Source organism: Azorhizobium oxalatiphilum, assembly GCF_014635325.1.
Taxonomy (GTDB): domain Bacteria; phylum Pseudomonadota; class Alphaproteobacteria; order Rhizobiales; family Xanthobacteraceae; genus Azorhizobium; species Azorhizobium oxalatiphilum.
Map to the genome: position 1 here is coordinate 1,070,070 of NZ_BMCT01000001.1, position 24,865 is coordinate 1,094,934.

The following is a 24,865-nucleotide window of genomic DNA, read 5'->3' on the forward strand; positions in this document are numbered from 1 at the left end:
TCGCGGCCATCGTCTCATGCTGGCTGCGCTGAGCCTGGACCCCGGCCAACGCTACCGGTATTGTTCAATACATTCATGTAATCCGCGAAAGACTTGTCGAAAGATGCCATGAGGTCTTCGAGAGCGCCTCCGCCGCTCACACCATCAAGACTGGCATCGCTCAGTTGAACCGGCAGACCAAGCATGCGCTGGTTCATCAATGCAATGTCGTCGCTGGATAAGTGACAGCCGTGACGCGCCGCGACGGTTGCAATCGCGCCGGCGATTTCCGCTGGCGGCAGATCTTTGGTCGCGGCCGCCAACTCAGCCTGAAGTCCGGGGGTCGTCGCGGCACTGTCCAGAAATTCCACGGTAGCTTCTATCGACATAGAGATGTCCTCGCGACGCGTTGAATATCGTCAATTCCAGCGCTCAAATTGGGATAAGGATACCTACCTGTCAATCATCTCGCGGGCTAGGGGATCATGCGCGCAGCGTCAGCGATCCGGTGATCATTCAAAAGCTGCTTTTGGCGCCTTCAGGCGGTCCCGCTGATGCCATCCACCGCTCTCAGCCGGGTGATCGCAAAATCCGTGAAGGCCCGGATCACGGGCCGCATGTAGCGGACCGAGGGATAGGCCAGGAAGGCTTCCGTCGACCTGATGCTGTAGTCGGGCAGCACGCGGACCAGACGCCCCTCGGCGAGGGCATCGGCTACGAGGGGATGCTGGACGGGGCCGACGCCGCGTCCGTCGCACAAGGAGGCGACCAGCACCTGCGCATTGTTCGTCCGCAGAACCGGACTCACGCTCACGCTGAGTTCGCCGTCCTCATGCTGAAGGCTGAGCGTATCGGACGGCGCGGGAATGGCGCTGGCCATGATGACATCCACCTCCGAGAGACGCCGGGGATCATCCAATCCGCCGATGCGCGCGAGGTAGGACGGCGCCGCCACGAGAAAGCGCCGGATGAAGCCGATCCGGCGCACGATGACGTTCCGCGCCTCCGGCCGCCCATAGCGTACGGCCAGATCGAAGTCCTCATGCACCAGGTCGATCACGCGGTCTTCCAGTACGAGTTCCATGCTCACGCCGGGATGGGCGGCCTGGAAATCATTCACGATCGGATGGATGTGCCTCGATCCGATGCAGCTCGGCACATGCAGGCGAATCCGCCCCTCGATGACGCCGGCCTCCCGGCGTGAATCCTCCAGCGCGGCGTCGATCGCCCCCAGGGCCGGCTGGGCGACCTCATAGAGCCGCTGGCCCTGCGGAGTGGTCCGCACGAGCCGGGCCGAGCGCTCCAGCAGGCGCGCGCCCACATGCGCCTCCAGATTCCGCAGATGCTTGCTCACGGCGGGTTGGGACACGGCGAGGTCGCGCGCGGCGGCGGTCATGGAACCGCGCTCCACCGTACGGACGAAGGCGCGAAGCGCGAGCGTGAGATCCATCTATGCCACATGGTTATGATTGTAATCACCTCATAGCCGATGGACGTGGCGAATGCGAGGCGCTTCTGTCCGCACGTCTCCTCTCAAGCAGGTTCGTGCCCATGCCTCTGACCCGTCGTGCCGTCCTCATCGGAGCACCGGCTCTCCTGTCCGGCTGCGTCACCCGACCGACGGTCGATGAAACCGGCATGCCGTCGCGCATCGTCGATACCCTGCACATGGGCATGTATGCCGCGCTGGAGGGCGAGCCGTTTCCTGTCCCTGCGGTCGACCTGTCGGAGATCGATCCGCGCTTCCTGCGGCAGATCGTGTCGTACCCGACGCCCCATCTGCCGGGCACGGTCGTCGTCGATCCGGGGCAGCGATATGCCTATCTGGTGGGGGAGAATGGGCGCGCACTGCGTTACGGCGTCGGCGTCGGCAAGCAGGAGGCTTTCAATTTCCAGGGCGCGGCGCTGGTCGGCCGCAAGGCGCATTGGCCGCGCTGGACGCCCACGGCGAACATGATCAGCCGCGAGCCTGCCCGCTACGGTCCTTTCTCTGGTGGACTGGCTGGTGGGCCGGGCAACCCTCTGGGCCCACGGGCGCTCTATCTCTACCGGGACGGCAGCGACACGCTCTACCGGCTCCACGGAACCGTCGAGCCGTGGACCATCGGCACCATGGTCTCGTCGGGCTGCGTCAGGCTGATCAATCAGGACATCGTCGACCTCTATCGCCGTGTCCCGGTCGGCTCCAGGGTCGTGGTCCTGCCGGCGTGATGCGGCGCTTCGGCTCAATGGCTCATGACGACGGGCGACGTCCGTGCGTGCAGCCGTCTCCATCTGCCTTTGAGCATGAGATCAGTAAAAGTAGGAGAACAGGCCATGAAATGGGACTATCTTGTGGTGGAGAATACTCTGGACGCCGGCGCCATCGGGAAGCTGGGGGCTGATGGATGGGAGCTGGTCGCGGTCGTCTCCCCCGCACACTTCGTGTTGCATTACTTCTTCAAGCGGGAGGCACGCGCCTGACCCGCGTGAGAGGCGGCTGGCGCCGCCTTCCGGCAATCCCTGACAGGAGGCATCGAAATGGCACAGCGTGACGCGGTTTTCCCCGCCGGTCGGCATGACCTCTATTCCTCGCAGACCTATTCCGCGGCGATCCGGTCCGGTGATCTCCTGTTCGTGTCCGGTCAGGTTGGCAGCCGCAGTGACGGTTCGCCCGCACCGGATTTCGAGGCCCAGGTGCGCCTCGCCTTCGCCAATCTCGAAGCGACCCTGAAGGCGGGGGGATGCGGGCTTGACGACATCGTCGACGTCACGAGCTTCCATACCGACCCCGAGCGTCAGTTCGGCACGGTCATGGCCGTCAAGAGCGAGGTCTTCCCGAAGCCCCCTTATCCGAACTGGACGGCGATCGGCGTGAACTGGCTCGCGGGCTTCGACTTCGAGATCAAGGTCATCGCCCGTATTCCCGGCTAATCGTCGGGCCGGCGGGATGCCGGGCGGGGACCCGCTACGCCAGCCATGGGCAGGCGGACATGAACCGTTTCGTCTCCATCGGCGACGACTTCGGCTTCGCCACCCGCGGTTGACCGGCGCAGGCGCCGGCTTGCGCGGCTCCTGCCAGTTCGTTGCGGGCGACTGGTACGCCAAGCCGGGGCTGGATCTCGACCTGCGCCATGCCAGGCTGCAGCGCCTGGACTTTCATGTGAGAAAGCGATTGAGCGGAAGCCCTCGTCAGGCCGTGAACGATCGCAGTGTATGCGGAGTATAACCTTTGGTAAGGTCTTGCATTCTGGATTTTCATTGAAATAATATTATATATCTTCAAATATTGTAATATATGTCGTATTTCGAAGGTGGCGTGGCCAATAATGCGCAAGGGGCGCTCATGATTGTGCGGCGGTCGGGCGGATGGATCCTGTCTGTTCTGGTTCTTATGGCTGCCATGCAGGTCTGCAGCGCGGCGGGCGCGGTGAGGAAAGGAGAGGTCGACAGTCGGCTTCCCGTTGCTCCCGTGAATGAGGAGGTGCTGAGGATCGATGGCGATCCCGCCCGCCCGGTGAAGCTGGAAGTCACGCTCTACAAACCAACGGGACCGGGCCCATTTCCATTGGCCGTGTGGAACCACGGCGCGCGCGGCAACAGGATCGCCGATCAGCAGGAGCGTGATCGCTACAGCGTTGCGGCCTATTATTTCCTCTCGCGGGGCTATGCTGTCGCGCTACCGATGATGCGAGGCTATGCCAAATCCGGCGGCACTCTGCTGACCGCTGGCTGCGATCAGGGACAGGTGGGAGCCAGCAACGGCCGGGACATCCGCGCGGTGATCGAGGCTCTGGCCCGGCGACCGGATATCGATGGCAGCCGCGTGGTGGTGGGTGGTCAGAGCTTCGGGGCGTGGAACACACTCGGCATGGGCATGGATCCGCCCCCCGGGGTGCGTGGCCTGATTGCGTTCAACGCCACGCTGCGCACGTCAGATTGCAGGGCGCAGGATGCCGGCATGGTCACTGGCGCATGGCAGTTCGGCGCCAGCACACGGCTTTCCTCGCTCTGGTTCTATGGCGACAATGACAAGCTGATGCCCGTCGCTTTGTGGCGTTCGGTGGTGGAGGCCTATGAAAAGGCGGGCGGGCAGGTGGAATTGGTGGACTTCGGGACGTTTCGTTCGGATTCCCACGATCTCCTGTCGGACACGGAGAGCCATCGGCTCTGGGTGCCGCAGTTGGATGCCTTCCTTGCCCGCATCGGTCTGCCTCACACTGAGGCTTATGGCGGATATATGCCGCATCCGGGTCCTGTGGCCACCGGCTGGGCCGACCTCAAGGACGCTGCCGCCGTGCCCTACCTGAACGAGCGGGCCCGCGCGCTCTATCGCCAGTTCCTGAAGGCGCCCACGCCGCGCGTTTTTGCGATCTCACCGACTTTCGTCCGAGAACTCCACGGCGGTTATGATCCGCTCGGGCATCTGCTGGCGGAATGTGCACGGGATCACCTGCCGTGCGAAGTCTATGCGGTGAATGACGATGTGGTGTTCGTTGGCGACAAGGTGTTTCTGGCTCCGGCCAGATTCGCGATACCGGTGAACGGCAGCCAGAACATGATCACGTCCACGCGTGTGAGGCGAAGCTGCGGCGAGCCTGTTGGCACGGGTATCGAGATCCTTACCCCGCCCACCCATGGCACAATCACACCAAGGCCGGAGAGCGACGCCCCTTGCAGTGCCGCCGTGGTAACGCCGACTGTCCTCACCTACAGGCCGGAGCGTGATTTTGCCGGCGTCGATGCGATGGTCGTCCGGATAACCTCGCTGGACCGGACGCGGGAAACCTATCGCATGGAGATACGGGTGGGTGCTGCCCCGATGTTGCGATCGAAGGGGCCGACAAACGTTGGTCTGCCGTGCGACATTGCCCCCTGGAACTGTCCGCGCAATCCTGCTCCGCAACGTTAGATGTGCCCGCTGCATCAACCGCATCGAGAGCCATGATCAGGGCCGCATCGCCGTCAATGGGCAATGCGAGACGCTGAGCGATGATGGCGCGCGCGCCACGGCGCGCGGCGGGCACACGCCGCACATCCTGCAAGAGGCCGGCCGGTCCCTCTCATCCCGGAGGCGTTCGGTCAGCCCGTCGCTTGTGATCGCTCGATCACGATCGCGATGCCCTGGCCGCCGCCGATGCAGAGCGTCACGAGGCCGTAGCGCCCGCCGGTGCGCTGGAGTTCACCGATGGCCTTGATGGCCAGGATCGCCCCCGTCGCGCCCACCGGATGGCCGAGCGCGATGGCCCCGCCATTGGGGTTCACCTTCGCCGGATCGAGCCTCAGCACCTTGGTGACGGCGCAGGCCTGCGCCGCGAACGCCTCGTTGGATTCGATGACGTCGAGATCGCCGGCCGCAAGGCCCGCTTTCTCCAGCGCGATCCGTACCGCCGGCACCGGGCCCATGCCCATTTCCGATGGGTCCACACCGGCAATGCCATAGGACAGCAGCCGGGCCAGCGGCCTGAGGCCCCGCGCGCGGGCCGCCGCGGCATCGGCCAGGACGAGCGCGGCGGCGCCGTCATTGATGCCGGAGGCGTTGCCCGCCGTCACCGTTCCGCCCTTCCTGAACACCGCCTTCAGCCTGGCCATGTCGTCCACATTGGCGTCGGCGCGGACGTGCTCGTCCGTATCGAACACGACGGTGCCCTTGCGGGTGGTGAGTTCGAACGGGGCGATCCCGGCCTTGAAATGCCCGGCCGCGACCGCCTGCGCCGCCCGGCGATGGCTCTCCACGGCGGCCTCGTCCTGCTGCCGGCGGCTGATGCCGTAGCGTTCGGAGACGTTCTCGGCGGTGACGCCCATGTGGCCGTGGCCGAAGGGGTCGTTCAGCACCCCGATCATCATGTCCACCACCTGCGTGTCGCCCATGCGCTGGCCCCAGCGCGCCGCCGGCATGAGATAGCCGCCCCGGCTCATGCTCTCGGCCCCGCCCGCCAGCACGATGGCGGCATCGCCGAGCCGGATCACCTGCGCCGCGCTGACGATGGCCTGAAGGCCCGAGCCGCACAGGCGGTTGACGGTGAGGGCCGGGGCCTCCTTCGGCACGCCCGCCCCCATGGCGATGGCACGGGACAGGTACATGTCCCGCGCTTCCGTATGGATGACATTGCCGAACATGGCCTGCTGCACATCCTCCGGCGCGATGCCCGCGCGGGAGATGGCGGCCTTGGCGGCATGGATGCCCAGTTCGATGGGCGCGATGTCCTTCAGCGATCCGCCGAAGCTGCCGATGGGCGTGCGCGCGCCGGATAGGAAAACCACCTCTGTCATGGGCCGTCCCCTTGTTGTTCATGTCACCCCGCTCACGCGGGCGATACGCAGGATGGGCGGGCCAGCCGCCAGGCGATCTGCGGCAGGCGGTCGGCGCCGAAGAAGCCCTCGCCGTCCACCACGAAATAGGGCGATCCGCACACACCGGCGGCCACGGCGGCATCCACCGCCTCGGACAGGCAGTGTTTTGCCTGAGGATCGGAAACAGCGGCGCGCGTGTCGGCGGCGCTCATGCCGAAGGGGGCGGCGCATGAAATGAGCACCGTCTCATCCGCCAGCGAGCGGCCCTCCACCATATGGGCGTGCAGAAGCGCGTGGGCGAGATTGCGCGCATCCTCCGGTGCCTGCCGGACATGCGCATAGAACAGGCGCGCGGCCAGATGCGTGGAGATGCCCAGCTGCGCGGGCAGGGTGAAGGGAACGCCGTGGAACTCGGCCGAGCGCACCATGTCCGCGACGAGATAGGCGCGCCGGGCCGGCACGTCGAGCGGCGGGGGAATGTTCTGCGCCTTGAACACCGCCCACAGCAGCATGGGGCGCAGGTCGATGTCCCGCCCGTACATGGTCGCCAGCCGCGCCAGACCGGGCAGGGCGAACCACGCATAGGGCGAGGCGAAATCGAAATAGAAGCGGATGGGGGCGGCCATGGTCAGAAACGGAACACGCCGTAGCCGGGGTCTCCCAGCGGGGCGTTGAGCGAGGCCGAGATGGCGATGCCGAGCGCATTGCGGGTATCGAGCGGATCGATGATGCCGTCGTCCCAGATCTCGGACGTGGAATAATAAGCGGAGAGCTGTTCCTGATAGGCGGCGCGGGTGTCCTCCCACACCCGCTCCAGCACGGCGGCGTCCACGTCCGCGCCATCGCGGCGCAACTGGTTGGCCTTCACCTCGGCCAAAGTGTTGGCGGCCTGATCGCCCCCCATGACGCCGATCTGGTGGTTGGGCCATGTGAACAGGAAGCGGCTGTCGAAGGCGCGGCCGCACATGCCGTAATTGCCGGCGCCGAATGAGCCATTGCACATCACGGTGAATTTCGGCACCCGCGAGCAGCTCTGCGCCATGATCATCTTGGCGCCGTCCTTGGTGATGCCGCGCCGCTCGTATTCGCGGCCGATCATGTAGCCGGTGATGTTCTGGAGGAAGACGAGGGGCGTGTTGTTCTGGTTGCACAATTCGATGAAATGGGCGCCCTTGAGCGAGGAATCATTGAACAGGACGCCGTTGTTGGCAAGGATGCCGACCTTGAAGCCCCAGATGTTGGCATAGCCGCAGATCAGCGTGGTGCCATAGGCCGGCTGGTATTCGTGGAAGCGGCTGCCATCGACGATGCGGGCGATGATCTCGCGCATGTCGAACTGCTTCTTGATGTCGTCGGGCACGATGCCGTAGATCTCCTGCGGATCGTAGAGCGGCGGCTCGGGCGTCTCCCGCTGGCAGGCCCATTTGGGCGCGCGATCCCACTGGGCGACGATCTCGCGGCCCATATGGATGGCCTGATCCTCGCTGGCCGCCGGATAATCGCAGGTGCCGCTGACGGAGGTGTGCATGTCGGCGCCCCCCAGTTCCTCCACCGTCACCTCCTCGCCGGTGGCGGCCTTCACCAGCGGCGGGCCGCCGAGGAAGACGGCGCCGGTGCCGCGCACGATGACGCTGTAATCGGACAGGCCGGGAATATAGGCGCCGCCCGCCGTGCAGTGGCCGAACACCAGCGCCAGTTGCTTCACCCCCTGCCGCGAGAGCAGCGACTGGTTGCGGAAGATGCGGCCCGCCATGTACTTGTCGGGAAACACCTGCGACTGAAGCTGCAGGAAGCCACCGGCGGAATCGCACAGATGCACCACCGGCAGGCGGTTCTCCATGGCGATGTCGAGGGCGCGCACGATCTTCTTGGTCGTCAGCGGATACCAGGCGCCGCCCTTGACCGTGGGATCATCGGCGCGGATCACCACCTCGCGGCCGGATACGACACCGATGCCGGTGATGGAGCTGGCCGAGGGCGCATCCCCGTCATAGGCCATGTTGGCGGCCAGCGAGGAGAGTTCCAGAAAGGGCGTGCCGGGATCGAGCAGCTTCTCGATGCGCTCGCGCGGGCGCATCTTGCCCTGCCGTTCCAGCCGGTCGAGATCGCGCTGCGGCCGGTTGTGGCGGGCCGCCTCCTGCCGCTCGCGGAAGCGGGCGACCAGCTCACGATTGTGGGCGGCGTGGCGCCGGAAATCGGCGCTGCCGGTGTCGATCATGGAACGGATGGCACGCATGGCTACTGATCTCCCTCCACGGGCGCGAGGCGCGCGACCACTTCGTCCTTCTCGAACGTGTCTCCGGCCCCCTTCAGCACGGCAAGCAGCGTGCCCGCGCGCGGGGCCACCAGCGTGGTCTGCAGCTTCATGCTTTCGATGGTGAGCACCGCCTCGCCGCGCGTCACCGCCGCGCCCGCCGCCTTGTGGACCTGAACCACCGCGCCCGGCATGGGGGCGAGGATTTCATCCCGGCCGTGACCGGAGCCCTCGGCCTCGTCCAGCGGGTCGATGACCTCCACCGCGATGGCGCGGCCATCGAGATGCAGAAGGACGCTGCCGCCGCTGCTGACGCGGGCGAATGAGACCGCCGCGCCATCGAGCACCAGCGTGCCGGGCCCGTCGCATTCGCGCCCCGGATCGTCGATGGTGTGGTGGCGGCCGTCGATGCTCACCACCAGATGCGGGCGACGGGCGATGATCTTCACCTCGTGGAGGTCGTCCCCCAGCTTCATCTTCATGGCTCAGTTCCTCCAGCCGCCCATGCTCGCCTGCGGTTCCGGCACATCGGCCACCAGCGCGCGGAAGATGCGCTGGCCGAGTACGGCGGCGATCAGCGTGCGGTCGAGCGCGTCGTCGGCAAGGGGCTGCGGCGAAAGGCTTTCGGCATGTTCGGAGACGAAGGCGGTGTGCAGGTCGCCGGCGCGGAAGGCGGGATGGGCGAGCACGCGGGCGAGATAGTCCACATTGGTCTCCACCCCGAGCAGCGCCAGATCGCGCAAGGCGGCGATGGTGCGCTCGATGGCGGCGGCGCGGTCGCCGCCATCCACCACCAGCTTGGCCAGCATGGGGTCGAAATCGGCCGTGACCTTCTGGCCTTCGCGCAAGGCGTTCTCGAACCGGATGCCGGGGCCGTGCGGCGCGTGGAGATGGCGCACCGCGCCGGTGGCGGGCAGGAAGCCGCGATCGGGCGCTTCCGCGCAGATGCGGCACTCGATGGCGTGGCCGCGCGCCACGATGTCGGCTTGCGCGGGCAGGGGGGCGCCACCCGCGATCTCCAGCTGCATGCGCACCAGATCGAGGCCGGTGATCATTTCGGTGACGGGATGCTCAACCTGCAAACGGGTGTTCATCTCCAGGAAGAAGAAGCGCCCGTCGGCGCCGAGGATGAATTCCACGGTGCCGGCATTCCTGTAGCGCGCAGCCGCCGCGAGGCGCACCGCCGCCTCGCAGATCTCCGCGCGCAGCGCCGCCGGCAGGCGGGCGGCGGGGGCTTCCTCGATGATCTTCTGGAACCGGCGCTGCACCGAGCATTCGCGCTCGAACAGATGGATGGCCCCGCCAAGGCCGTCGCCGAACACCTGCACCTCGATATGGCGGGGGCGCTCCACATAGGTCTCGGCATAGACGCGGCCGTCGCCGAAATAGCGCTGGGCCTCGCTGGCGGCGAGGCGGGCCGCCTCGCGCAGGCCGCCCGCCTCGCGCACGATGCTCATGCCCTTGCCGCCGCCGCCGGCCGATGCCTTGATGAGCAGCGGAAAACCGATGCGCCCGGCCTCGGCGGCAAACGCGTCAAGGTCTCCGGTGGGCATGACGGAGGGCGCCACCGGCACGCCATGAGCCTCGGCGAACTGCCGCGCGGAGATCTTGTCGCCCATCAGCGCGATGGTCTGCGCATCGGGGCCGATGAAGGTGAGGCCGGCCTCCGCCACCTGCCGGGCGAAGCCGGCATTCTCGGACAGGAAGCCGTAACCGGGATGGATGGCATCCGCCCCCGTGGCGCGGGCGGCGGCGATGATCTGCGGGCCGTCCAGATGGGCGGCCACCGCCGTGTCGCCGGCAAGCGCGATGGCGTGGTCCGCGCCGGTCACGTGCGGGGCATCGGCATCCACGCGATGGAAGATCGCGACGGTCTCGACGCCCATCTGGCGCAGGGTGCGCTGGATGCGCACGGCGATCTCGCCGCGATTGGCGATCAGCACGCGCCGGATGGCCGGCTGCGGCGCGGCGCGGGAGGTGGCGAGCGAGGGGCTCATGCGGCCGCTCCTGGGGTGTGAGGAGAGGCCCAGCCGGCCAGCGGGCCGCCGGTGGCGAGCCATGCGGCGGGCACGGCGACCGGCATGTCGAGCAGGATCTGGGCGAGGGCCTTGCCCTGCGGGTCATAGCGCAGCGAGGCGATGCCGCCGCCGCCGAGCCCCTCGTGCAGCAGGATGTTGAAGCCGGCGAGGCCGGGCCATTCGAAGACCTCGATGGCCCCGCCCGCCACATGGGCCAGATAGTCGCGCACCGTTTCCGGCGTCAGCTGGTGTCGCAGCAGGGGCACGAAGTCCGGCCGGCGGGCCAGCACGGCGATATTGGCGATGTCTCCCTTGTCGCCGGAGCGGCCATGGGCCAGCGCGATCAGGGGCACTTCGGCCAGCGGGCCGGGCAAAGGGGGAGGGGTGTCCGGCGTCGGCGTGTGCGGAATGGTGGCGGCGGCCGCGGGGGGAACGGCCGCCGCCGGGGGCACGGAACTGAGCATCTGCTCGTCCCGGCCATCGAACACCATGCGGACGGGCACGTCCGCCTTGTCCACCAGGAAGGAGAACAGCCGCACCACGGGCTGCGGCTCGGGGCGGCCGCCGGCAAAGCCGGTGATGCCCTGCGCCATGGCGGTGGCGGCGGGATATATCTCCTTGGCGAAGGTCTCCAGCGCCTCGCGCCGGGGGTGGCGCACGGCCACCTTCAGCACCACCTCGCGCGCGTCCTGCGCCCGGCTTGCGGCGCCGTAATTGGCCTCGCCGCCGAGCACTTCCACCGAGGTTTCGGTGAAGCCGTCATATCCTGCCTCGCGCATCAGGCGTTCGGCGCGGGTGAGGATGGCGCGGCCCACGGCCTGCGCTTTCGCCACCGCCTCGCGGCCCGCGATCATCATGGTGCCGGTGGCGCGAAAGCCATCCGCGAAGGTGGCGCTGGCCTTGTAGCTGGCGGTGGGCGGCCCGCCGCGCGCGCCGCTGACCCGCACCCGGTCCGGCCCCGTGTTCTCAAGCCGGATGTGCGACCAGTCGCAGCTCACGTCGGGCAGGATGTAGGCGGTGGGATCGCCCACCTCATAGACCACCTGCTCGGCGACGGTGCGCACGTTCACGAGGCCGCCGGTGCCCTCCGGCTTGGTGATCTCGAACGTGCCGTCCGCCTGACATTCGGCGATGGGGAAGCCCATGCGGTCCCATCCCTCCACCTCGCGCCAGTCGGTGAAGATGCCGCCCGTGACCTGCGCCCCGCATTCCAGCAGATGCCCGGCGAGGCTGCCGGCGGACAGGTGGTCGAAATCGTCCGCCGACCAGCCGAATGCGTGGATCAGGGGGCCGAGCACGAGGGCGGAATCCACGCAGCGGCCGGTGAGCACGATGTCGGCCCCCGCATCCAGCGCAGCGGCAATGGGGAAGGCGCCGAGATGGGCATTGATGCTGAGCAGGCGCTCGGGCATCGGCTGGCCGGAGAACATCTCCACGATGCCGCGTGCGCGCAGCGCATCGCATTTCGGCAGCAGATCGTCGCCCTCCACCACCGCCACCTTCAGGGTGGCGCCCTCTTCGGCGAAGACCTGCTCAAGAGCGGCGCGGCAGGCGGCGAGGTTGACGCCGCCGGCATTGGTGACGACGCGGATGGAGCGCTCCGATATCTCGCGCGCCAGCGGGCGCATGACGCTGGTGACGAAATCCGTCGCATAGCCCGCGTCCGGCCTCTTCGCCTTCATGCGGGCGAGGATGGACATGGTGATCTCGGCCAGATAGTCGAGCACCAGATAGTCGATGCCGCCGGAGCGCACGAGCTGGCGGGGCCCTTCGGGCGTATCGCCCCAGAAGCCCGCGCCGCAGCCGATCCTGATGCTGCCCGTCATGGCGCTCACTCCGCTGTCCATTGCGGGGCGCGCTTTGCCGCGAAGGCGGCAAAACCCTCCCTGGCATCCTCCGTGCGGGCCATGTTGGCGAGCATGAACTGGGCGTATTCCAGCGCCGTGTCCACCGGCATCTCCCGCACCTTACCGAGCGCCTGCTTGCCAAGGCGGATGCCGGTGGGCGACTTGTCGGTGATGCGCCCGAGCAGCCAGTCGGTCTTCGCGTCCAGCTCGGCGGCGGGCACGGCATAGTTCACGATCCGGTCGGCCAGCGCCGCCCTGGCGGTGATGGGCTCGCCGGTGAGGCACATCTCCATCAGCAGGCGGGCGGGCACGGTGCGCAGCAGCGCGGGCAGGATCATCATGGGGAACAGGCCGACCTTCACCTCGGTCACGCCCAGCAGCGCATCCTCGCGCGCCACCACCAGATCGCAGCCGCTGACGAGGCCGAAGCCGCCGGCCAGCGCATGGCCGTTCACCCGCGCCACCAGCGGCAGGCGGCAGGCCTCCATGCGGCGGATGAGGCCGGCCACATAATGGCGGGGGTCGGCGGCATCGATGGTGAAGGGCGTGCCCTCGGCATTGGGCTGCAGATCGCCTCCGGCGCAGAACGCCTTGTCGCCGGCCCCGGTCAGCACCACGGCGCGCACGCCGCGATCCGCCTCGGAGGCGTCGAGGCCGGCGCAGATCCCGGCGGCGACATCGGCATTCAGGGCGTTGCGTCTGGCCTCGCGGTCGATGGTCAGGGTCATGACCATGCCCCGGCGCTCGGTTCTCACGACTGCGCTCATCGTCCTCCCCCTTTTATTATCGGGCCGGTTGGTGGCGGCCGGGGTCCGTTTCGTAATAACTGATTTCAATTCATCAACACTGTCAACAGACCCGCTTCGCAGCTGCGAGAAGAGTTGCGAATCCCATTATCAGGACGGTTCCGCTTGACGCATTCCGGGCGCTCTGCCACCGTTATGAAAACAGTTCATTAAATCCGAATGGACAGGAACTGAGGCGCTGCCGGACCAACCGGCGGGCAGGGGAGGACCAGATGTCGGCCATGGAGACCTGGACGCCGGACAATGCCGCCCCCGGCGGGGGATTTGACCTCACCGACGACCAGCGGGTGATCCTCGATCAGGCGGATCGCTTCGCGCGCAAGGAGCTGTACGGCTACAGCGCGCGCATGGACGCGGACGAGTGGTGGCCGCCGGACGCCTTTTCAAAGATCGGCGAGGCCGGGCTGTTCGGCATCACCATCGCCGAGGAATTCGGCGGCGCGGGGCTGGATCTGGTCGCCGCCGGGCTGGTGCTCCAGGGCTTCGCGCGCTGGAACCACGCACTGGCGCTGAGCTGGGTGGCGCATGACAATCTGTGCGCCAACAACATCTATCGCAACGGCACCGACGCGCAGCGCCGCAAATACCTGCCCGATCTGTGCGCGGGCAGGACCATCGGCTGCCTCGGCCTCACCGAGCCGGGCGCAGGCTCCGATGCGCTCGGCTCCATGCGCACCACCGCCCGGCGCGAGGGCGACCATTATGTGCTGAACGGCTCCAAGATCTACATCACCAACGGGCCGGTGGCGGATATCCTGCTGGTCTATGCCAAGACCGACAAGGCGCGCGGCGCCCATGGCATCTCGGCCTTCATCGTCGAGAAGGACATGCCCGGCTTCAAGGTTGCGCAGAAGCTCACCAAGATGGGCTATCGCGGCAGCCAGACCGCCGAGCTGGTGTTCGAGGACTGTCGGGTGCCGGCCGGGAACCTCGTCGGAGAGGAGAATGCCGGCGTCGCGGTGGTGATGAGCGGCCTTGATCTGGAGCGGGCGATGATCGCGCCCCTGTGCCTGGGCGTCGCCGAGCGGGCGCTGGAGCTGTCCATCGAATATGCGAAGACCCGCCGGCAGTTCGGCAAGCCCATCGGCAGCTTCCAGATGGTGCAGTCCATGCTGGCGGACATGTATGTGGCGGTGGAGACCATCCGCAGCTTCACCTACCGCACGCTGGCAGCCGCGGCGCCGCTGGAAGTGGGCGGGGGCGGGCGGGGGGATATTCACATGCTCACCGCCGCGTCCGTCATGTATGCGGCTGATGCCTGCCATCAGGTGCTGGACAAGGCGGTGCAGATCCACGGCGGCTCCGGCTATATCTGGGAGTCCGAGATCAACCGCCTGTTCCGCTCCACCAAGCTGCTGGAGATCGGCGCCGGCACCACCGAGGTGCGCAAGCTGATCATCGCCGGCGAGCTGCTGAAGGACTTGAAGGCACATGGCTGAACAGGAGAGCGGCGCGCGGGAGCCGGCGGAGTTCGGCCTCGATGATGCGGCGCTGGCCGCCCACCCCACCGTCTATGCGGCCGATGCCTTCGCCGGCCGCACCGTTCTGGTGTCCGGTGGGGCCGGCGGTATCGGCCGCGCCGCCGCATGGCTGCTCGGCCGGCTGGGCGCGCGGGTGGTGCTGGCGGGGCGCAATGCGGAGAAGCTGGAGGGCGCGCGCACGGCCATGGCCGCCCACGGCCTCTATGTGCGCACCGCCGTGGTGGATATCCGCGAGCCGGAGAGCGTGGCGGCCCTGTTCGCCAGGGTGGCGGCCGAGGCGGGCGGCATCGACATGCTGATCAACAGTGCCGGCGGGCAGTTCCCGCAGGCCGCCATCGACTTTTCGGCGAAGGGCTGGAACACGGTCATCAACACCAACCTCAACGGCACCTGGCACATGATGCAGGCTGCCGCCCGTGCGTGGCGCGATGCGGGGCGGGCGGGCAGCATCGTCAACATCGTGGTGGTGACGACGCACGGTTTGCACGGCGTCGCCCACACCATCGCGGCGCGGGCGGGGGTCATCGGGCTCAGTCAGGCGTTGGCGGTGGAATGGGCGCCGCTGGACATCCGCATCAATTGCATCGCCCCCGGCGTGATCGAGACCCCCGGCTGGCGGGTCTATGACCCCAAGGCGGTGGCCGCCTATCCCAGATCCAACCCCATGATGCGCAATGGCTCGACATGGGAGGTGGCCGAGGCCTGCGCCTATCTGGGCGGGCCGGCCGGCGGCTTCGTCACCGGCGAGGTGCTCCATGTGGCCGGCGGCAGCCAGCTCTGGGGCGAGACCTGGACCATCGAGAAACCGGATTATTTCCGGGTGTGATGTCGCCTTCGGGCCGCTTCCCGTTCCTCCCCCTCCCCAGCGGGAAGCGCGCGGCGCCGCGTCCACACGGATGCGGCGCCGCCCCGTTCAGGCCAGCCAGCGCTTGCGCCGCCGATAGTGCTTCACGGCGTGGTAATCCACCTTCTGCGCACCGCCGAGATAGGCGTCCTGAATGTCCGGATTGGCGGCCAGCGCCGCGGCCGTGCCGCTCATGACGATGCGGCCCTGATCGATCAGATAGGCCGTCTCGACGAGGTCCAGCGCCGCCACGGCATTCTGTTCCACCAGCAATATGGCAACGCCCGACACGGCATTGATGCGGCGGACGATGTCGAATATCTCGTCCACCAGAAACGGTGCGAGGCCGAGGCTGGGCTCGTCGAGCAGGATGAGCTTGGGCTCGGTCATCAGCGCCCGTGCGATCGCCAGCATCTGCTGCTCGCCGCCGGAGAGGTAGCCGGCCTGCGCTTTGGCGCGCTCCGCCAGACGCGGGAAATGCGTGAACATCTCCTCCACCATCCTTTTCACCTTCGCCCGGTCCGGATGCATGGAGGTGGCGGCGATGAGGTTCTCCTCCGGCGTCAGATGCCCGAAGACGTGCCGGCCCTCCAGCACATGCACGAGGCCCCGGCGCACCCGCGCGGGTGGATCCAGCACGCGCATGTCCTCGCCGTCGAACGTGACCTGCCCGCGTGTCACCAGCCCGCGCTCGGCCGCCAGCAGGCCGCTGATGGATTTGAGCACCGTGCTCTTGCCGGCGCCGTTGGCCCCGAGCAAGGCGACGAGCCCGGCTTTCGGCACCTCCAGCGACACGCCCTTCACGGCCAGGAAGACGCTGTCGTAGACCACCTCGACATTGTTGAGAACGAGCAGGCTCATCAGTGCGCTCCATCTCGCCGGTCACGGGCCGGCAGGCATCGGCGACCTTCGGCACCGGGCGGGTGCCGAAGGCCGGCCGGCTTGCTATTTTCCGGACTTCTGGAATTCGGCCGCTGTGGTGCGGATCTCGTCCCAGACCACGTCCTGATAGGCCGTGAACCAGTCCGTGGCCGGCACGAATTTGGTGCCGTCCCAGCGCGCGATGCGGGCCTTGCCGCCGCCCTGATGGTCCTGCGGCGTCACCGTGGTGGGCGGGATGAGGCCCTCGGCCTCGAAGTTCGTGATGGAGCTGAGCCCGGCGTTCAGCCACTCGCCCGAGATCGGCCCATTGGGCGCCTTGGCGAAGGCCTGCCGCACGCCCTCGACCATGATGGAGGTGATCATCACGCCGTAATTGTAATAGGCCGTGCCCACCTTCTCGGCGGCACCGGAACCCTTGCCGGGCTCCACCACCTCCTTGAGGATCTGCTGGATGAGCCTGGGCTCACGGCCGGAGGCACAGGGCTCGACCTTGAGCACACCGGCCGCCTGCTGGCGGCCGACCACGTCCATGTCGCTCTCCGACAGCCACACGCTGGAGGAGACCTTGGACAAGGGCAGGCCGTTGCGGATGGCCTCGGTGAGCGCCACCGTCTGCCCCACGCCCGCGCCCCAGAACACCACCCAGTCCGGGCGGGCGCGGCGTACCTGTGGCCAGATGGCGGACTGGTCGTTGCCCGGCGGCGTGTAGGGGAAGGTGCTGAGCTCGAAGCCCAGTTTCTCCTGCAGGCGCTTCAGGATGGGCAGCGGCTCCTTGCCGAAGGGCGTGTCGATATGCACGAAGCAGATCTTCTTGCCCTTCAGATCGCCGCCCGACTGGGTGCGGAAATAATCGATGAGGAGGGCGATCTGCGTCCAGTAATTGGGCGAGAGCGGGAAGATGTAGGGAAAGACGGTGCCGTCCGCCGCATCGCTGCGGCCGGAATAGGCGGTGATGAGGTTGATCTTGTCGGCAAGCGCACGCGGGGTCAGCGCGCGGGCGGCCGGGGTGCCGAGCGGATCGACCAGAATGGCGCCCTGGCTCTTGGCGCGCTCATATTGCTCGATGGCGCGGGGCAGATCGTTGCCCTGGTCGGACACCTCGGCGAGGATGCGATAGCCATTGATGCCGCCGCGCGCATTCACCAGCGCGATATAGTCCTTCTGGCCCTGGCTGTATTCGGCGGTGACGAAGGTATAAATCTTGGTGAAGTCCTGCGGCATCGCGAAGCGGATGACCTTTTCCTGCGCCGCCGCCGGATCGATCCGGAACTGGGTGGCCAGAGCGATCACCGCGGCCTGGGACAGCAAGGTTCGGCGTGTGACGGACATGGATTCCTCCCGATATTATTTTTGACTCTTTGCTCAACTCCATCGGACAAGACGTCGGGCTGCGGGGCGTTTCACCTGTTGTGGCGCAGCGGCCAGACCATGAAATAGTTGCGGGCGTTGTTGTAGATCTTGGCAAGTCCCAGCGGCTCCCACAGCAGGAAGCCCACGATCATCGCCCCATACAGCATCAGCGGCAGATGGGCCCGCAGGTCCGCCGAAATCCCCACCCCGAACGTATCCGCCCCGAAGGCGACGGCGTGGTTGAGGACGATGGGCGCGAACAGGATCAGCGCCGCGCCGAAGAAGCTGCCGAGCACGCTGCCGAGGCCGCCCACGATGACCATCGCCACCAGCTGGATCGACAGGTCGAGATGGAACTGGTCCGGCGAGACGGCGCGATAATAGCTGACCGCCATCACGCAGCCCACCATGCCGCCGACGAAGGACGACACGAAGAAGGCCACCAGCTTGAAGCGGAAGGAATCCACCCCGATCACCGCCGCCGCATAATCCTTCTCGCGCACCGCCGCGAGCGCTCGGCCGAAGCTGGTGCGCCGGACGTTGAGCATGAACAGAACGATGCCCACGCAGATGAGCAGGGCGAAATAATAAGCGGCGGCATCACTGGCCAGCGACACGCCGAGAAAGCGGACCGGAGGCACCTGAAGCGTGGCCTGCGAGCCGCCGCTGATGATGCTGAAATGGCTGATGATGAAATCCACGATATACTGCATGGCGAGCGTCGCCATGGCCAGATACAGCCCCTTCACCCGCAGGGCCGCGGCACCGAACAGGCTGCCGATGGCGGCACTGGCCAGCCCCCCGGCCAGCAGGGCCAGCTCCAGCGGAATGCCCGCCCGCAGCAGGTGCACGGAGGCATAGGCGCCGATGCCCATCACCGCGCCATAGCCCAGATGCACCTGCCCGGCGCCGCCCATCAGCAGGTTGAGGCCGAGCGCCGCCGAGGACCAGATGATCCACGGCAGCAGATAGGTGACGAGATAGATGCGGTCGAACGCGAAGGGGGCCACCAGCAGGATGGCCAGAACCGTGGCGACGAGGCCGCGATCGAAGGCGAAGGGCCAGAGCTGGCGCTCGTCCTGATAACGGGTGTGGAGGATCCCGGCGCGGCGATAGAACATCAGACCCTCTCGATATGCTCGCGGCCGAACAGGCCGTGCGGCCGCAGCAGCAGGGTGAGAAGAATGATCACGGAGGCCACCACATCCCGCGTGCCGCCGCCCACCAGAGGATCGAGAAGGCCGGTGGCGAGGCTCTCGGCAAGGCCGATCAGCACGCCGGCGAGGAGCACGCCGGGAATGGAATCGAGCCCGCCGAGGATGGCGATGGCCAGTGCCTTGATGAGGAGGAGCGAGAGCGACCAGTCCACGCCCTGCGTGGAGCCCCACAGGATGCCCGCCGTGGTGGCCATGGTGGCGGACAGGCCCCAGGCGATGGCCACCGCCCGGTCCACCCGGATGCCCACCGACCAGGAGGCCATCTGGTCATCGGACACCGCGCGCATCATCAGGCCGAGGCGCGAGTTGAAGAAGGCGATGGACAGCGCCACCAGCGCCAGGGAGATGAGGCCGCCGATCATGGTGGCGCGGTTGATGAGGATGTCGCCGATGAAGAGCGGGTCGTTGGGAATGCCCACGTCCAGCTTCTTCACGGCGGCGCCGAATATGCCCGGCAGCACGCCGCGCAGCATGATCTCGATGCCGATGGTGAGCATGATGACCATGATCACCGGCTGACCGATCATGCGCCGCAGCGCGAGCCGCTCCGTCAGCAGCCCGGCGCCGAACATGACGATGAGGCCAAGGGGGATGGCCAGCCACATGGGCGCGCCGAGCTGGGCCGAGATGGCCCAGACCACATAGGCCCCCATCATCGCCAGCGCGCCCTGGGCGAGGTTGGCGATGCCGGATGTCTTGTAGATCAGCACCAGGCCGGCGGCCACCAGCGCATACATGAGGCCGATGAAGATGCCGTTGACCGAAAGCTCAAGAATGAGTGCGAACTCCATGTCTCACACCTTCCGGATCTGCAGTTCCCGGCGCAGCGTGCCCCGCCGGCCGCCGTCATAGGTGATCGCCGCCTCGAAGGCGACGCGCTCCGAGCCGTCGTAAAGGGCGTCCGCCAGCACGGCGTAATTGGTCTCGATCACGCTCCGGCGCAGCTTGCGGGTGCGCGTGACCTCGCCGTCGTCGGCGTCGAAGTCCTTGTGCAGATTGATGAAGCGGCGGATGCGCAGGGCATCGGGCTGGGTAGTGTTGACCTGCGCGATGAGGCCGGCGACGAGCAGGCCCACCTCCTCCTTCTGCGACAGCTCCGCATAGGAGGCATAGGCGATGGCGCGCTGCTCGGCCCAGTGCCCCACCGCGTCATAATCGATGCACACGAGGGCGGTCAGCTCCTCCCGCCCGGCGCCGAACACGGCCACGTTGCGCACGAAAGCGGAGAACTTCAGGCGGTTCTCGATGAAGTTGGGAATGAAGCGCTCGCCAAGGCTGGTGCGCACCACCTCGCTGACGCGCCCGAGCACCACGAGGCTGCCGTCCTGCTCCAGATAGCCGGCATCGCCGGTGCGCAGCCAACCCTCGTGCAGGGCGCTCTCGGTGGCGGCGTCATCGTCGAAATAGCCGTCGAAGACGGAGGCGGCCCGGATGAGGATCTCGCCCGTCTCGTCGATGCGCACCTCCACGCCGGGCAAGGCGGGGCCCACGGTGTGGCCGCTGATGCTGTCCTCGCCCTGTGCGGCGGAGAGGGCGCAGGTTTCGGTCTGGCCGTAGAACTGCTTCAGCTTGATGCCCAGCGCGCGGAAGAACAGGAAGGTGTCATCGCCCATGGCCTCGCCGCCGGTGAAGGCGCGTTCCGCGCGCGAGAGGCCGAGATAGTCCTTGATGGGGCCGTAGATGACGAACTCCCCCACCCGGGCCACCAGCCGCTCGGCCAGGGTGAGGCTGCCGCCGGCCATGCGCTTGCGCTCGGCGGCGATGGCGCGGGGCATGAAGAAATTGAACAGGCCGCGCTTCAGGGGCGTGGAATCCGCCATTCCCACCTGAATGCGGGTCAGCATGTTGTCCCACGCGCGGGGGGCGGCGAGATAGAAGGTGGGGGCCACCTCGCGCAGGTCGTGCAGCGCCGTCTCCTGCCGCTCGGGCACGTTGATGGTGGCCTGCAGCAGCAGGCCGGCGCTGACCGTGAACACGAAGTCGCCCACCCAAGCGGTGGGCAGATAGGCGAACAGTTCCTCGTGGCGGCGGAAATGGCCGCCGGCTTCCGCACCCGCGACGCCGGCCACGATGTTGCGGTGGCGCAGCGGGATGCCCTTCGGCGTGCCGGTGGTGCCGGAGGAATAGAGCAGCACGGTGATGTCGTCCGGCCCGGTGCGGTTGATCAGGTCCGAGGCGAGGCGCGGCTGCTGCGCCAGCCGCGCGCGGCCGCGGGCGATCACGTCGTCGAGGGAGATGACGTCGCCGGCGGCATAGGTGGAACTGCCGCGCCGGTCGTCATAGATGATGCGCTCCGGCCGTCCGGTGCGGGCGCGCACCTCCAGCAGCTTGTCCACCTGCTCCTGATCCTCGGCGAGCGCGATGCGCGGCTTGCCGAAGCGCATGTAGGTGGGGAATTCGTCCACCGGGACATCCGGAAACACGGGGGAGGGGAAGGCCCGCAGCATGTTGGCCGCGACCATGGCGAAATACATCCGCACCCGGTTGTCGCCGACCACGGTGAAGGCTTCCTCGGGGCCGAGGCCCAGATCCTCCAGCCCCGCCGCCATGGCGAGGATCTCCTGCTGAGCATGCGCCCAGCTCCATTCCTGCCAGACCCCGAACTCGCGCTCGCGAAAGCCGATGCGGCCGGGCGCTTCGGCGGCGTTGGCGGCGACGGCCGCCACCAGCGTGGCGGGGCGCCCATCGGATGTGCGCGGCCAGATGCCCGGCGCTGCGAGGCGGGCGGCGGTCATGATGCCGTCCCCGCGTGGCGCGCGGCGGCCCGCTCGCCCAGATAGGCTTTCACCACCTGCGGCTGGGCGATGGCCGTGGCGGGGTCGCCCCTGGCGATCACCTCGCCATAGCACAGCACCACCACCTCGTCGCAGATGGCCGTCACCACATCCATGTGGTGCTCGATGATGAAGATGGTGACGTCGCGCTCATCACGGGCATCGAGGATGAAGCGGGCGATATATTCCTTCTCCTCCTGGTTCATGCCGGCCATGGGCTCGTCCAGAATGAGGAAGCGCGGCTGGGCCACCAGCGCGCGGGCCAGCTCCACCCGCTTCTGCAAACCCATGGGGATGGCTTCCACGGGTTCGTCGCGGATGTCCTGGAGCTGCATGAAGTCGATGATTTCCTCCACCACGCGGCGGTGGGCCAGCTCCTCGCGCTCGGCCCACACCCAGTAGAACAGGGAGGCGAGGGCGCTCGGGCGCATGTGGACGTGGCGCCCCAGCAGCACGTTGTCGAGCACGCTCATGCCCTTGAAGAGGGCGAGGTTCTGGAAGGTGCGCGCGACCCCGCAGCGCGCCACCTTGTGGGGCGCCATGCGGGTGATGTCCGCGCCGAACAGCTCCACCCGCCCCGCATTGGGCGGATAGAAGCCGGTCATCACATTGACCATGGTGGTCTTGCCGGAGCCGTTGGGGCCGACGAGGCCGAAGATCTGTCCCTGCCGGACCTCCAGATCGACCCCCTTGAGCGCCCTGAGGCCGCCGAAGGAGCGCTCGATGCCGTGACAGGACAAAGCGATATCCGTTGCCGGGGCGTGGCGCGACAAAGGGGCCGCAGGACGCACGTGTGGCGCGCTGGCAGGGGTCAAATGCTGTTCCTCCCCGGTGGGGCAGGCCGGCGTCGAGGCCTTGGCCTGTCAGCGGATTTTTCCGCCATTTTGAGTTATTGAACACTCCTCATTATCAAGTGTCAAGAAGCTCTGATTGCCGCGAATACTGCATCGCAACATCGCTTTAAATGACAATATTTTGCTCATTTGGAGAAAATGAATTACCCTCATGAAGGTCTTCAAAAATGCCGCGGATGCGGACCGGAGGGGGCAGATGGACGGCATGGCGGAGCCCTATGATGCCCGTGACACGCAGCCTGCCGCGCTGCGGCTGGAGGAACTGCTGCGCCGCACCGCCCGTGTTGTCGGCGGCTACGCCGATGCGGGCGCATTCGATATGGCCGCGCTCGGTGCCCTGCCGGTGATCCGTAAGTCAGCCTTGCCCGCGCTGCAGGCCGGTCTGCCGCCCTTCGGCGGACTGGTCCGGCAGCCTGCGGCCGACTTTCCGCGCCTGTTCCTGTCGCCCGGCCCCATCTGCGAGCCGCAACTGTCCGCCCCCGACGGCTCCAATGCCGCCCGCGCGCTCCATGCGGCCGGTTTCCGCCGGGGCCACGTGGTGCTGAACACCTTCAACTATCACCTCACGCCCGGCGGCTTCCTTATGGACGAGGCGGCCCGCGCGCTCGGCTGCGCGGTGATCCCGGCCGGGGCCGCGGCCACCGAGCAGGTGCTTCAGGTCCTGTCGCTCTATCAGCCGGAAGCCTATGCGGGCACGGCCGACCATCTCAACATCATCGCGCGCGCCGCCGATGCGGCGGGCGTCGGCTTTTCGATCCGGCGGGCGGTGGTGGCCGGCGCGGCTGTCCCCTCGTCCCTCCGCGCCAGCCTGCGTGAGCGCGGGGTCGCGCTCTTCGAGCTGTATGGGACCGCCGAACTCGGCATCATCGCCTATGAAACATCGGATCACGACGGGCTGGTCGTCAATGAGGATCTGCTGGTGGAGATCCTGGATCCGGCCACCGGCGCGCGGATGGCGGAGGGCGACACGGGCGAAATCGTCGTGACCCGGCCCGATGCGCGCTATCCGCTGGTGCGCTTCGCCACCGGCGATTTGTCCGCGTTCACCCCCGGCGCCGGCAGCGCCAGCCACACCGCCCAGCGGCTGCGGGGCTGGCTGGGGCGGGCGGATCAGGCGGTCAAGGTCAAGGGCATGTTCGTCGTTCCCGCCCATCTGGCGCAGATCCGGCAGGCGCATCCGGAGGTGGTGCGGGCGCGGTTCGTCATCTCGCGGGCCGACGAGCGGGACGTGCTGACACTGGAGGCTGAAGCGGAGATGCCGCAGGCCGATCTGGAGGCGCGCCTTGCCCGGACCCTGCGTGCCGTGACGCGCCTCGGCGGCACGGTGTGCCTCGTTCCGCCCGGAAGCCTCGGGGAAGAGGCGGGCGGCATCGTGGATAAGCGGCGCTATGACTGATGCCGGCGGCGGATTGCCATTCGGCATCCCATGCCTATGAATTGCGAGCGATACGGGGCCGCGAAGCGCGGATGATCCGGGGACCGGTGCGGAAAGGCAGAGTATGGGCAAGGCAGGGACGCAGGAGAAGACGCGGACGCGGCGTCATGCCAACCGCTTGCCGGCCGAGAAGCGGATCTCCGACATCCTGGCCGCGGCCCGGCAGGTGTTCACCGAGCGCGGATATGACGATGCCCTGATCTCGGAGATCGCCGAGCGCGCGGGGGTGGTCGAGGGCAGCATCTATCGCTTCTTCACCAACAAGCGCGACCTGCTCGTGAAGGTGGTGGAGATCTGGTACGAGCAGATGCTGGAGGAGGATCGGGCCCAGTTCGCGGCCGTGAAGGGCACCTGGAACCAGATCCGCTTCGTCGTGCTCCAGCACCTCTATTCCATCCGTCGTGAGCCGGGGCTCAGCCGGCTGGTGTTCCAGAAGCTGCGCTCGGAACCCAATTATCGCGAAACCCGGCTGTTCCAGCTCAACCAGTCCTATACCCATCGCATCATCGACATCGTGCGCGCCGCCGTGGCGAGCGGCGAATTCCGGCCGGACGTATCGGCGGGCCTCGTCCGCGATCTGATCTTCGGCGGCGTCGAGCATCGCACCTGGGCGTTTCTGCGCAACGAGGGCGACTTCGATCCCGTGGCGCTGGCGGATGATCTGGCGAACATGATCTACCGGGCACTGGCGGTCGCGGATCGGGTCGCGCCGGATCAGGCCGAATTGATCGCCCGGCGCCTCGAGGACGTGGCCGACCGGCTGGAGCGCGTGGCGGCGCGGGAGGCGAAAGCGTGAGCGATTGTGCGCGGGTCCGTCGCCGCATGAGGTGTTAAGGTATACTGGTAAGTAT

General features: G+C 67.3%; 23 protein-coding genes. 8 read left to right on the forward strand and 15 right to left on the reverse strand.

The annotated features are described in order from the left end of the window. Positions 1-14: 14 nt before the first annotated feature. Positions 15-350, reverse strand: a complete 336-nt coding sequence (locus tag IEW24_RS04835; RefSeq protein ID WP_188575914.1) for a hypothetical protein — start codon at positions 348-350, stop codon at positions 15-17. A gap of 167 nt (positions 351-517) precedes the next feature. Beyond that, positions 518-1,429, reverse strand: a complete 912-nt coding sequence (locus IEW24_RS04840) for a LysR family transcriptional regulator (protein ID WP_188575916.1) — start codon at positions 1,427-1,429, stop codon at positions 518-520. Between the two features lie 101 nt (positions 1,430-1,530). Between IEW24_RS04840 and IEW24_RS04845 the strand changes: the two genes are divergently transcribed. The 4 genes from IEW24_RS04845 (at position 1,531) to IEW24_RS04860 (ending at position 4,870) form a co-directional block, all read left to right on the forward strand. Beyond that, positions 1,531-2,190, forward strand: a complete 660-nt coding sequence (locus IEW24_RS04845; protein ID WP_188575918.1) for a L,D-transpeptidase — start codon at positions 1,531-1,533, stop codon at positions 2,188-2,190. Between the two features lie 105 nt (positions 2,191-2,295). Then, positions 2,296-2,442 (forward strand): hypothetical protein, encoded by a 147-nt coding sequence (locus IEW24_RS04850; protein WP_188575920.1) that lies wholly within the window; start codon positions 2,296-2,298, stop codon positions 2,440-2,442. 57 nt (positions 2,443-2,499) lie between these two features. Then, a complete protein-coding gene (locus tag IEW24_RS04855) occupies positions 2,500-2,892 on the forward strand; it encodes a RidA family protein (protein ID WP_188575922.1) in 393 nt (130 codons plus the stop codon). Between the two features lie 364 nt (positions 2,893-3,256). Beyond that, positions 3,257-4,870: an alpha/beta hydrolase family protein gene (locus tag IEW24_RS04860; RefSeq protein WP_188575924.1), complete on the forward strand. Its 1,614-nt coding sequence runs from the start codon at positions 3,257-3,259 to the stop codon at positions 4,868-4,870. Between the two features lie 170 nt (positions 4,871-5,040). Here IEW24_RS04860 and bktB read toward each other — a convergent pair whose 3' ends face one another. Genes bktB through IEW24_RS04895 form a run of 7 tightly spaced genes read right to left on the reverse strand, consistent with a single transcriptional unit; the run spans position 5,041 to position 13,138 of the window. Continuing rightward, positions 5,041-6,231, reverse strand: a complete 1,191-nt coding sequence (gene bktB / locus IEW24_RS04865) for a beta-ketothiolase BktB (protein ID WP_188575926.1) — start codon at positions 6,229-6,231, stop codon at positions 5,041-5,043. Positions 6,232-6,263: 32 nt separating this feature from the next. Further along, entirely contained in the window at positions 6,264-6,878 is a 615-nt protein-coding gene (locus IEW24_RS04870; RefSeq protein ID WP_188575928.1) for a 2-hydroxychromene-2-carboxylate isomerase, read from the reverse strand. 2 nt (positions 6,879-6,880) lie between these two features. Beyond that, positions 6,881-8,488: an acyl-CoA carboxylase subunit beta gene (locus IEW24_RS04875; protein ID WP_188575930.1), complete on the reverse strand. Its 1,608-nt coding sequence runs from the start codon at positions 8,486-8,488 to the stop codon at positions 6,881-6,883. Between the two features lie 2 nt (positions 8,489-8,490). Then, positions 8,491-8,988, reverse strand: coding sequence for an acyl-CoA carboxylase biotin carboxyl carrier protein subunit (locus tag IEW24_RS04880; RefSeq protein WP_188575932.1), 498 nt, complete (start codon positions 8,986-8,988; stop codon positions 8,491-8,493). Positions 8,989-8,991: 3 nt separating this feature from the next. Next, the gene (locus IEW24_RS04885) at positions 8,992-10,503 is read right to left on the reverse strand and encodes an acetyl-CoA carboxylase biotin carboxylase subunit (protein WP_188575933.1); all 1,512 of its coding nucleotides are present in this window, start codon (positions 10,501-10,503) and stop codon (positions 8,992-8,994) included. Next, positions 10,500-12,350: an acyclic terpene utilization AtuA family protein gene (locus tag IEW24_RS04890; protein WP_188575935.1), complete on the reverse strand. Its 1,851-nt coding sequence runs from the start codon at positions 12,348-12,350 to the stop codon at positions 10,500-10,502. The genes IEW24_RS04885 and IEW24_RS04890 overlap by 4 nt, the downstream gene beginning before the upstream one ends. A gap of 5 nt (positions 12,351-12,355) precedes the next feature. After that, positions 12,356-13,138, reverse strand: a complete 783-nt coding sequence (locus IEW24_RS04895) for an enoyl-CoA hydratase-related protein (RefSeq protein WP_188575937.1) — start codon at positions 13,136-13,138, stop codon at positions 12,356-12,358. 251 nt (positions 13,139-13,389) lie between these two features. On the opposite strand from IEW24_RS04895, the gene IEW24_RS04900 reads away from it, so the two are divergent. Continuing rightward, positions 13,390-14,616: an acyl-CoA dehydrogenase family protein gene (locus IEW24_RS04900; RefSeq protein WP_210324125.1), complete on the forward strand. Its 1,227-nt coding sequence runs from the start codon at positions 13,390-13,392 to the stop codon at positions 14,614-14,616. After that, a complete protein-coding gene (locus IEW24_RS04905; protein ID WP_188575939.1) occupies positions 14,609-15,484 on the forward strand; it encodes an SDR family oxidoreductase in 876 nt (291 codons plus the stop codon). The genes IEW24_RS04900 and IEW24_RS04905 overlap by 8 nt, the downstream gene beginning before the upstream one ends. A gap of 87 nt (positions 15,485-15,571) precedes the next feature. Here IEW24_RS04905 and IEW24_RS04910 read toward each other — a convergent pair whose 3' ends face one another. The 6 genes from IEW24_RS04910 to IEW24_RS04935 form a co-directional block, all read right to left on the reverse strand. Continuing rightward, positions 15,572-16,363 (reverse strand): ABC transporter ATP-binding protein, encoded by a 792-nt coding sequence (locus IEW24_RS04910; RefSeq protein WP_188575941.1) that lies wholly within the window; start codon positions 16,361-16,363, stop codon positions 15,572-15,574. Between the two features lie 84 nt (positions 16,364-16,447). Further along, complete coding sequence (locus tag IEW24_RS04915; RefSeq protein WP_188575943.1) at positions 16,448-17,713, reverse strand: ABC transporter substrate-binding protein; 1,266 nt, start codon at positions 17,711-17,713, stop codon at positions 16,448-16,450. Between the two features lie 71 nt (positions 17,714-17,784). Next, the gene (locus tag IEW24_RS04920; protein ID WP_188575945.1) at positions 17,785-18,855 is read right to left on the reverse strand and encodes a branched-chain amino acid ABC transporter permease; all 1,071 of its coding nucleotides are present in this window, start codon (positions 18,853-18,855) and stop codon (positions 17,785-17,787) included. Continuing rightward, entirely contained in the window at positions 18,855-19,742 is an 888-nt protein-coding gene (locus IEW24_RS04925; RefSeq protein WP_188575947.1) for a branched-chain amino acid ABC transporter permease, read from the reverse strand. The genes IEW24_RS04920 and IEW24_RS04925 overlap by 1 nt, the downstream gene beginning before the upstream one ends. Positions 19,743-19,745: 3 nt before the next feature. Beyond that, a complete protein-coding gene (locus IEW24_RS04930; RefSeq protein WP_188575949.1) occupies positions 19,746-21,686 on the reverse strand; it encodes an AMP-binding protein in 1,941 nt (646 codons plus the stop codon). Next, the gene (locus tag IEW24_RS04935; protein WP_244644161.1) at positions 21,683-22,465 is read right to left on the reverse strand and encodes an ABC transporter ATP-binding protein; all 783 of its coding nucleotides are present in this window, start codon (positions 22,463-22,465) and stop codon (positions 21,683-21,685) included. Before IEW24_RS04935 ends, IEW24_RS04930 begins: the two co-directional genes overlap by 4 nt. A gap of 265 nt (positions 22,466-22,730) precedes the next feature. Here IEW24_RS04935 and IEW24_RS04940 point away from each other — a divergent pair, with 265 nt between their 5' ends. Both IEW24_RS04940 and IEW24_RS04945 read left to right on the forward strand, forming a co-directional pair. Next, complete coding sequence (locus IEW24_RS04940; RefSeq protein ID WP_308468376.1) at positions 22,731-23,975, forward strand: phenylacetate--CoA ligase family protein; 1,245 nt, start codon at positions 22,731-22,733, stop codon at positions 23,973-23,975. A 103-nt stretch (positions 23,976-24,078) separates the two neighbouring features. Then, positions 24,079-24,810, forward strand: a complete 732-nt coding sequence (locus tag IEW24_RS04945; RefSeq protein ID WP_188575951.1) for a TetR/AcrR family transcriptional regulator — start codon at positions 24,079-24,081, stop codon at positions 24,808-24,810. Positions 24,811-24,865 lie beyond the last annotated feature (55 nt).

What these genes read in the sequence shown, in the direction of transcription:
- IEW24_RS04840 (WP_188575916.1), bottom strand. Translation starts at nt 1,429, where the DNA reads ATGGATCTCACGCTCGCGCTTCGCGCCTTCGTCCGTACGGTGGAGCGC.
- IEW24_RS04845 (WP_188575918.1), top strand. Translation starts at nt 1,531, where the DNA reads ATGCCTCTGACCCGTCGTGCCGTCCTCATCGGAGCACCGGCTCTCCTG.
- IEW24_RS04850 (WP_188575920.1), top strand. Translation starts at nt 2,296, where the DNA reads ATGAAATGGGACTATCTTGTGGTGGAGAATACTCTGGACGCCGGCGCC.
- IEW24_RS04855 (WP_188575922.1), top strand. Translation starts at nt 2,500, where the DNA reads ATGGCACAGCGTGACGCGGTTTTCCCCGCCGGTCGGCATGACCTCTAT.
- IEW24_RS04860 (WP_188575924.1), top strand. Translation starts at nt 3,257, where the DNA reads ATGTCGTATTTCGAAGGTGGCGTGGCCAATAATGCGCAAGGGGCGCTC.
- bktB (WP_188575926.1), bottom strand. Translation starts at nt 6,231, where the DNA reads ATGACAGAGGTGGTTTTCCTATCCGGCGCGCGCACGCCCATCGGCAGC.
- IEW24_RS04870 (WP_188575928.1), bottom strand. Translation starts at nt 6,878, where the DNA reads ATGGCCGCCCCCATCCGCTTCTATTTCGATTTCGCCTCGCCCTATGCG.
- IEW24_RS04875 (WP_188575930.1), bottom strand. Translation starts at nt 8,488, where the DNA reads ATGCGTGCCATCCGTTCCATGATCGACACCGGCAGCGCCGATTTCCGG.
- IEW24_RS04880 (WP_188575932.1), bottom strand. Translation starts at nt 8,988, where the DNA reads ATGAAGATGAAGCTGGGGGACGACCTCCACGAGGTGAAGATCATCGCC.
- IEW24_RS04885 (WP_188575933.1), bottom strand. Translation starts at nt 10,503, where the DNA reads ATGAGCCCCTCGCTCGCCACCTCCCGCGCCGCGCCGCAGCCGGCCATC.
- IEW24_RS04890 (WP_188575935.1), bottom strand. Translation starts at nt 12,350, where the DNA reads ATGACGGGCAGCATCAGGATCGGCTGCGGCGCGGGCTTCTGGGGCGAT.
- IEW24_RS04895 (WP_188575937.1), bottom strand. Translation starts at nt 13,138, where the DNA reads ATGAGCGCAGTCGTGAGAACCGAGCGCCGGGGCATGGTCATGACCCTG.
- IEW24_RS04900 (WP_210324125.1), top strand. Translation starts at nt 13,390, where the DNA reads ATGTCGGCCATGGAGACCTGGACGCCGGACAATGCCGCCCCCGGCGGG.
- IEW24_RS04905 (WP_188575939.1), top strand. Translation starts at nt 14,609, where the DNA reads ATGGCTGAACAGGAGAGCGGCGCGCGGGAGCCGGCGGAGTTCGGCCTC.
- IEW24_RS04910 (WP_188575941.1), bottom strand. Translation starts at nt 16,363, where the DNA reads ATGAGCCTGCTCGTTCTCAACAATGTCGAGGTGGTCTACGACAGCGTC.
- IEW24_RS04915 (WP_188575943.1), bottom strand. Translation starts at nt 17,713, where the DNA reads ATGTCCGTCACACGCCGAACCTTGCTGTCCCAGGCCGCGGTGATCGCT.
- IEW24_RS04920 (WP_188575945.1), bottom strand. Translation starts at nt 18,855, where the DNA reads ATGTTCTATCGCCGCGCCGGGATCCTCCACACCCGTTATCAGGACGAG.
- IEW24_RS04925 (WP_188575947.1), bottom strand. Translation starts at nt 19,742, where the DNA reads ATGGAGTTCGCACTCATTCTTGAGCTTTCGGTCAACGGCATCTTCATC.
- IEW24_RS04930 (WP_188575949.1), bottom strand. Translation starts at nt 21,686, where the DNA reads ATGACCGCCGCCCGCCTCGCAGCGCCGGGCATCTGGCCGCGCACATCC.
- IEW24_RS04940 (WP_308468376.1), top strand. Translation starts at nt 22,731, where the DNA reads ATGAAGGTCTTCAAAAATGCCGCGGATGCGGACCGGAGGGGGCAGATG.
- IEW24_RS04945 (WP_188575951.1), top strand. Translation starts at nt 24,079, where the DNA reads ATGGGCAAGGCAGGGACGCAGGAGAAGACGCGGACGCGGCGTCATGCC.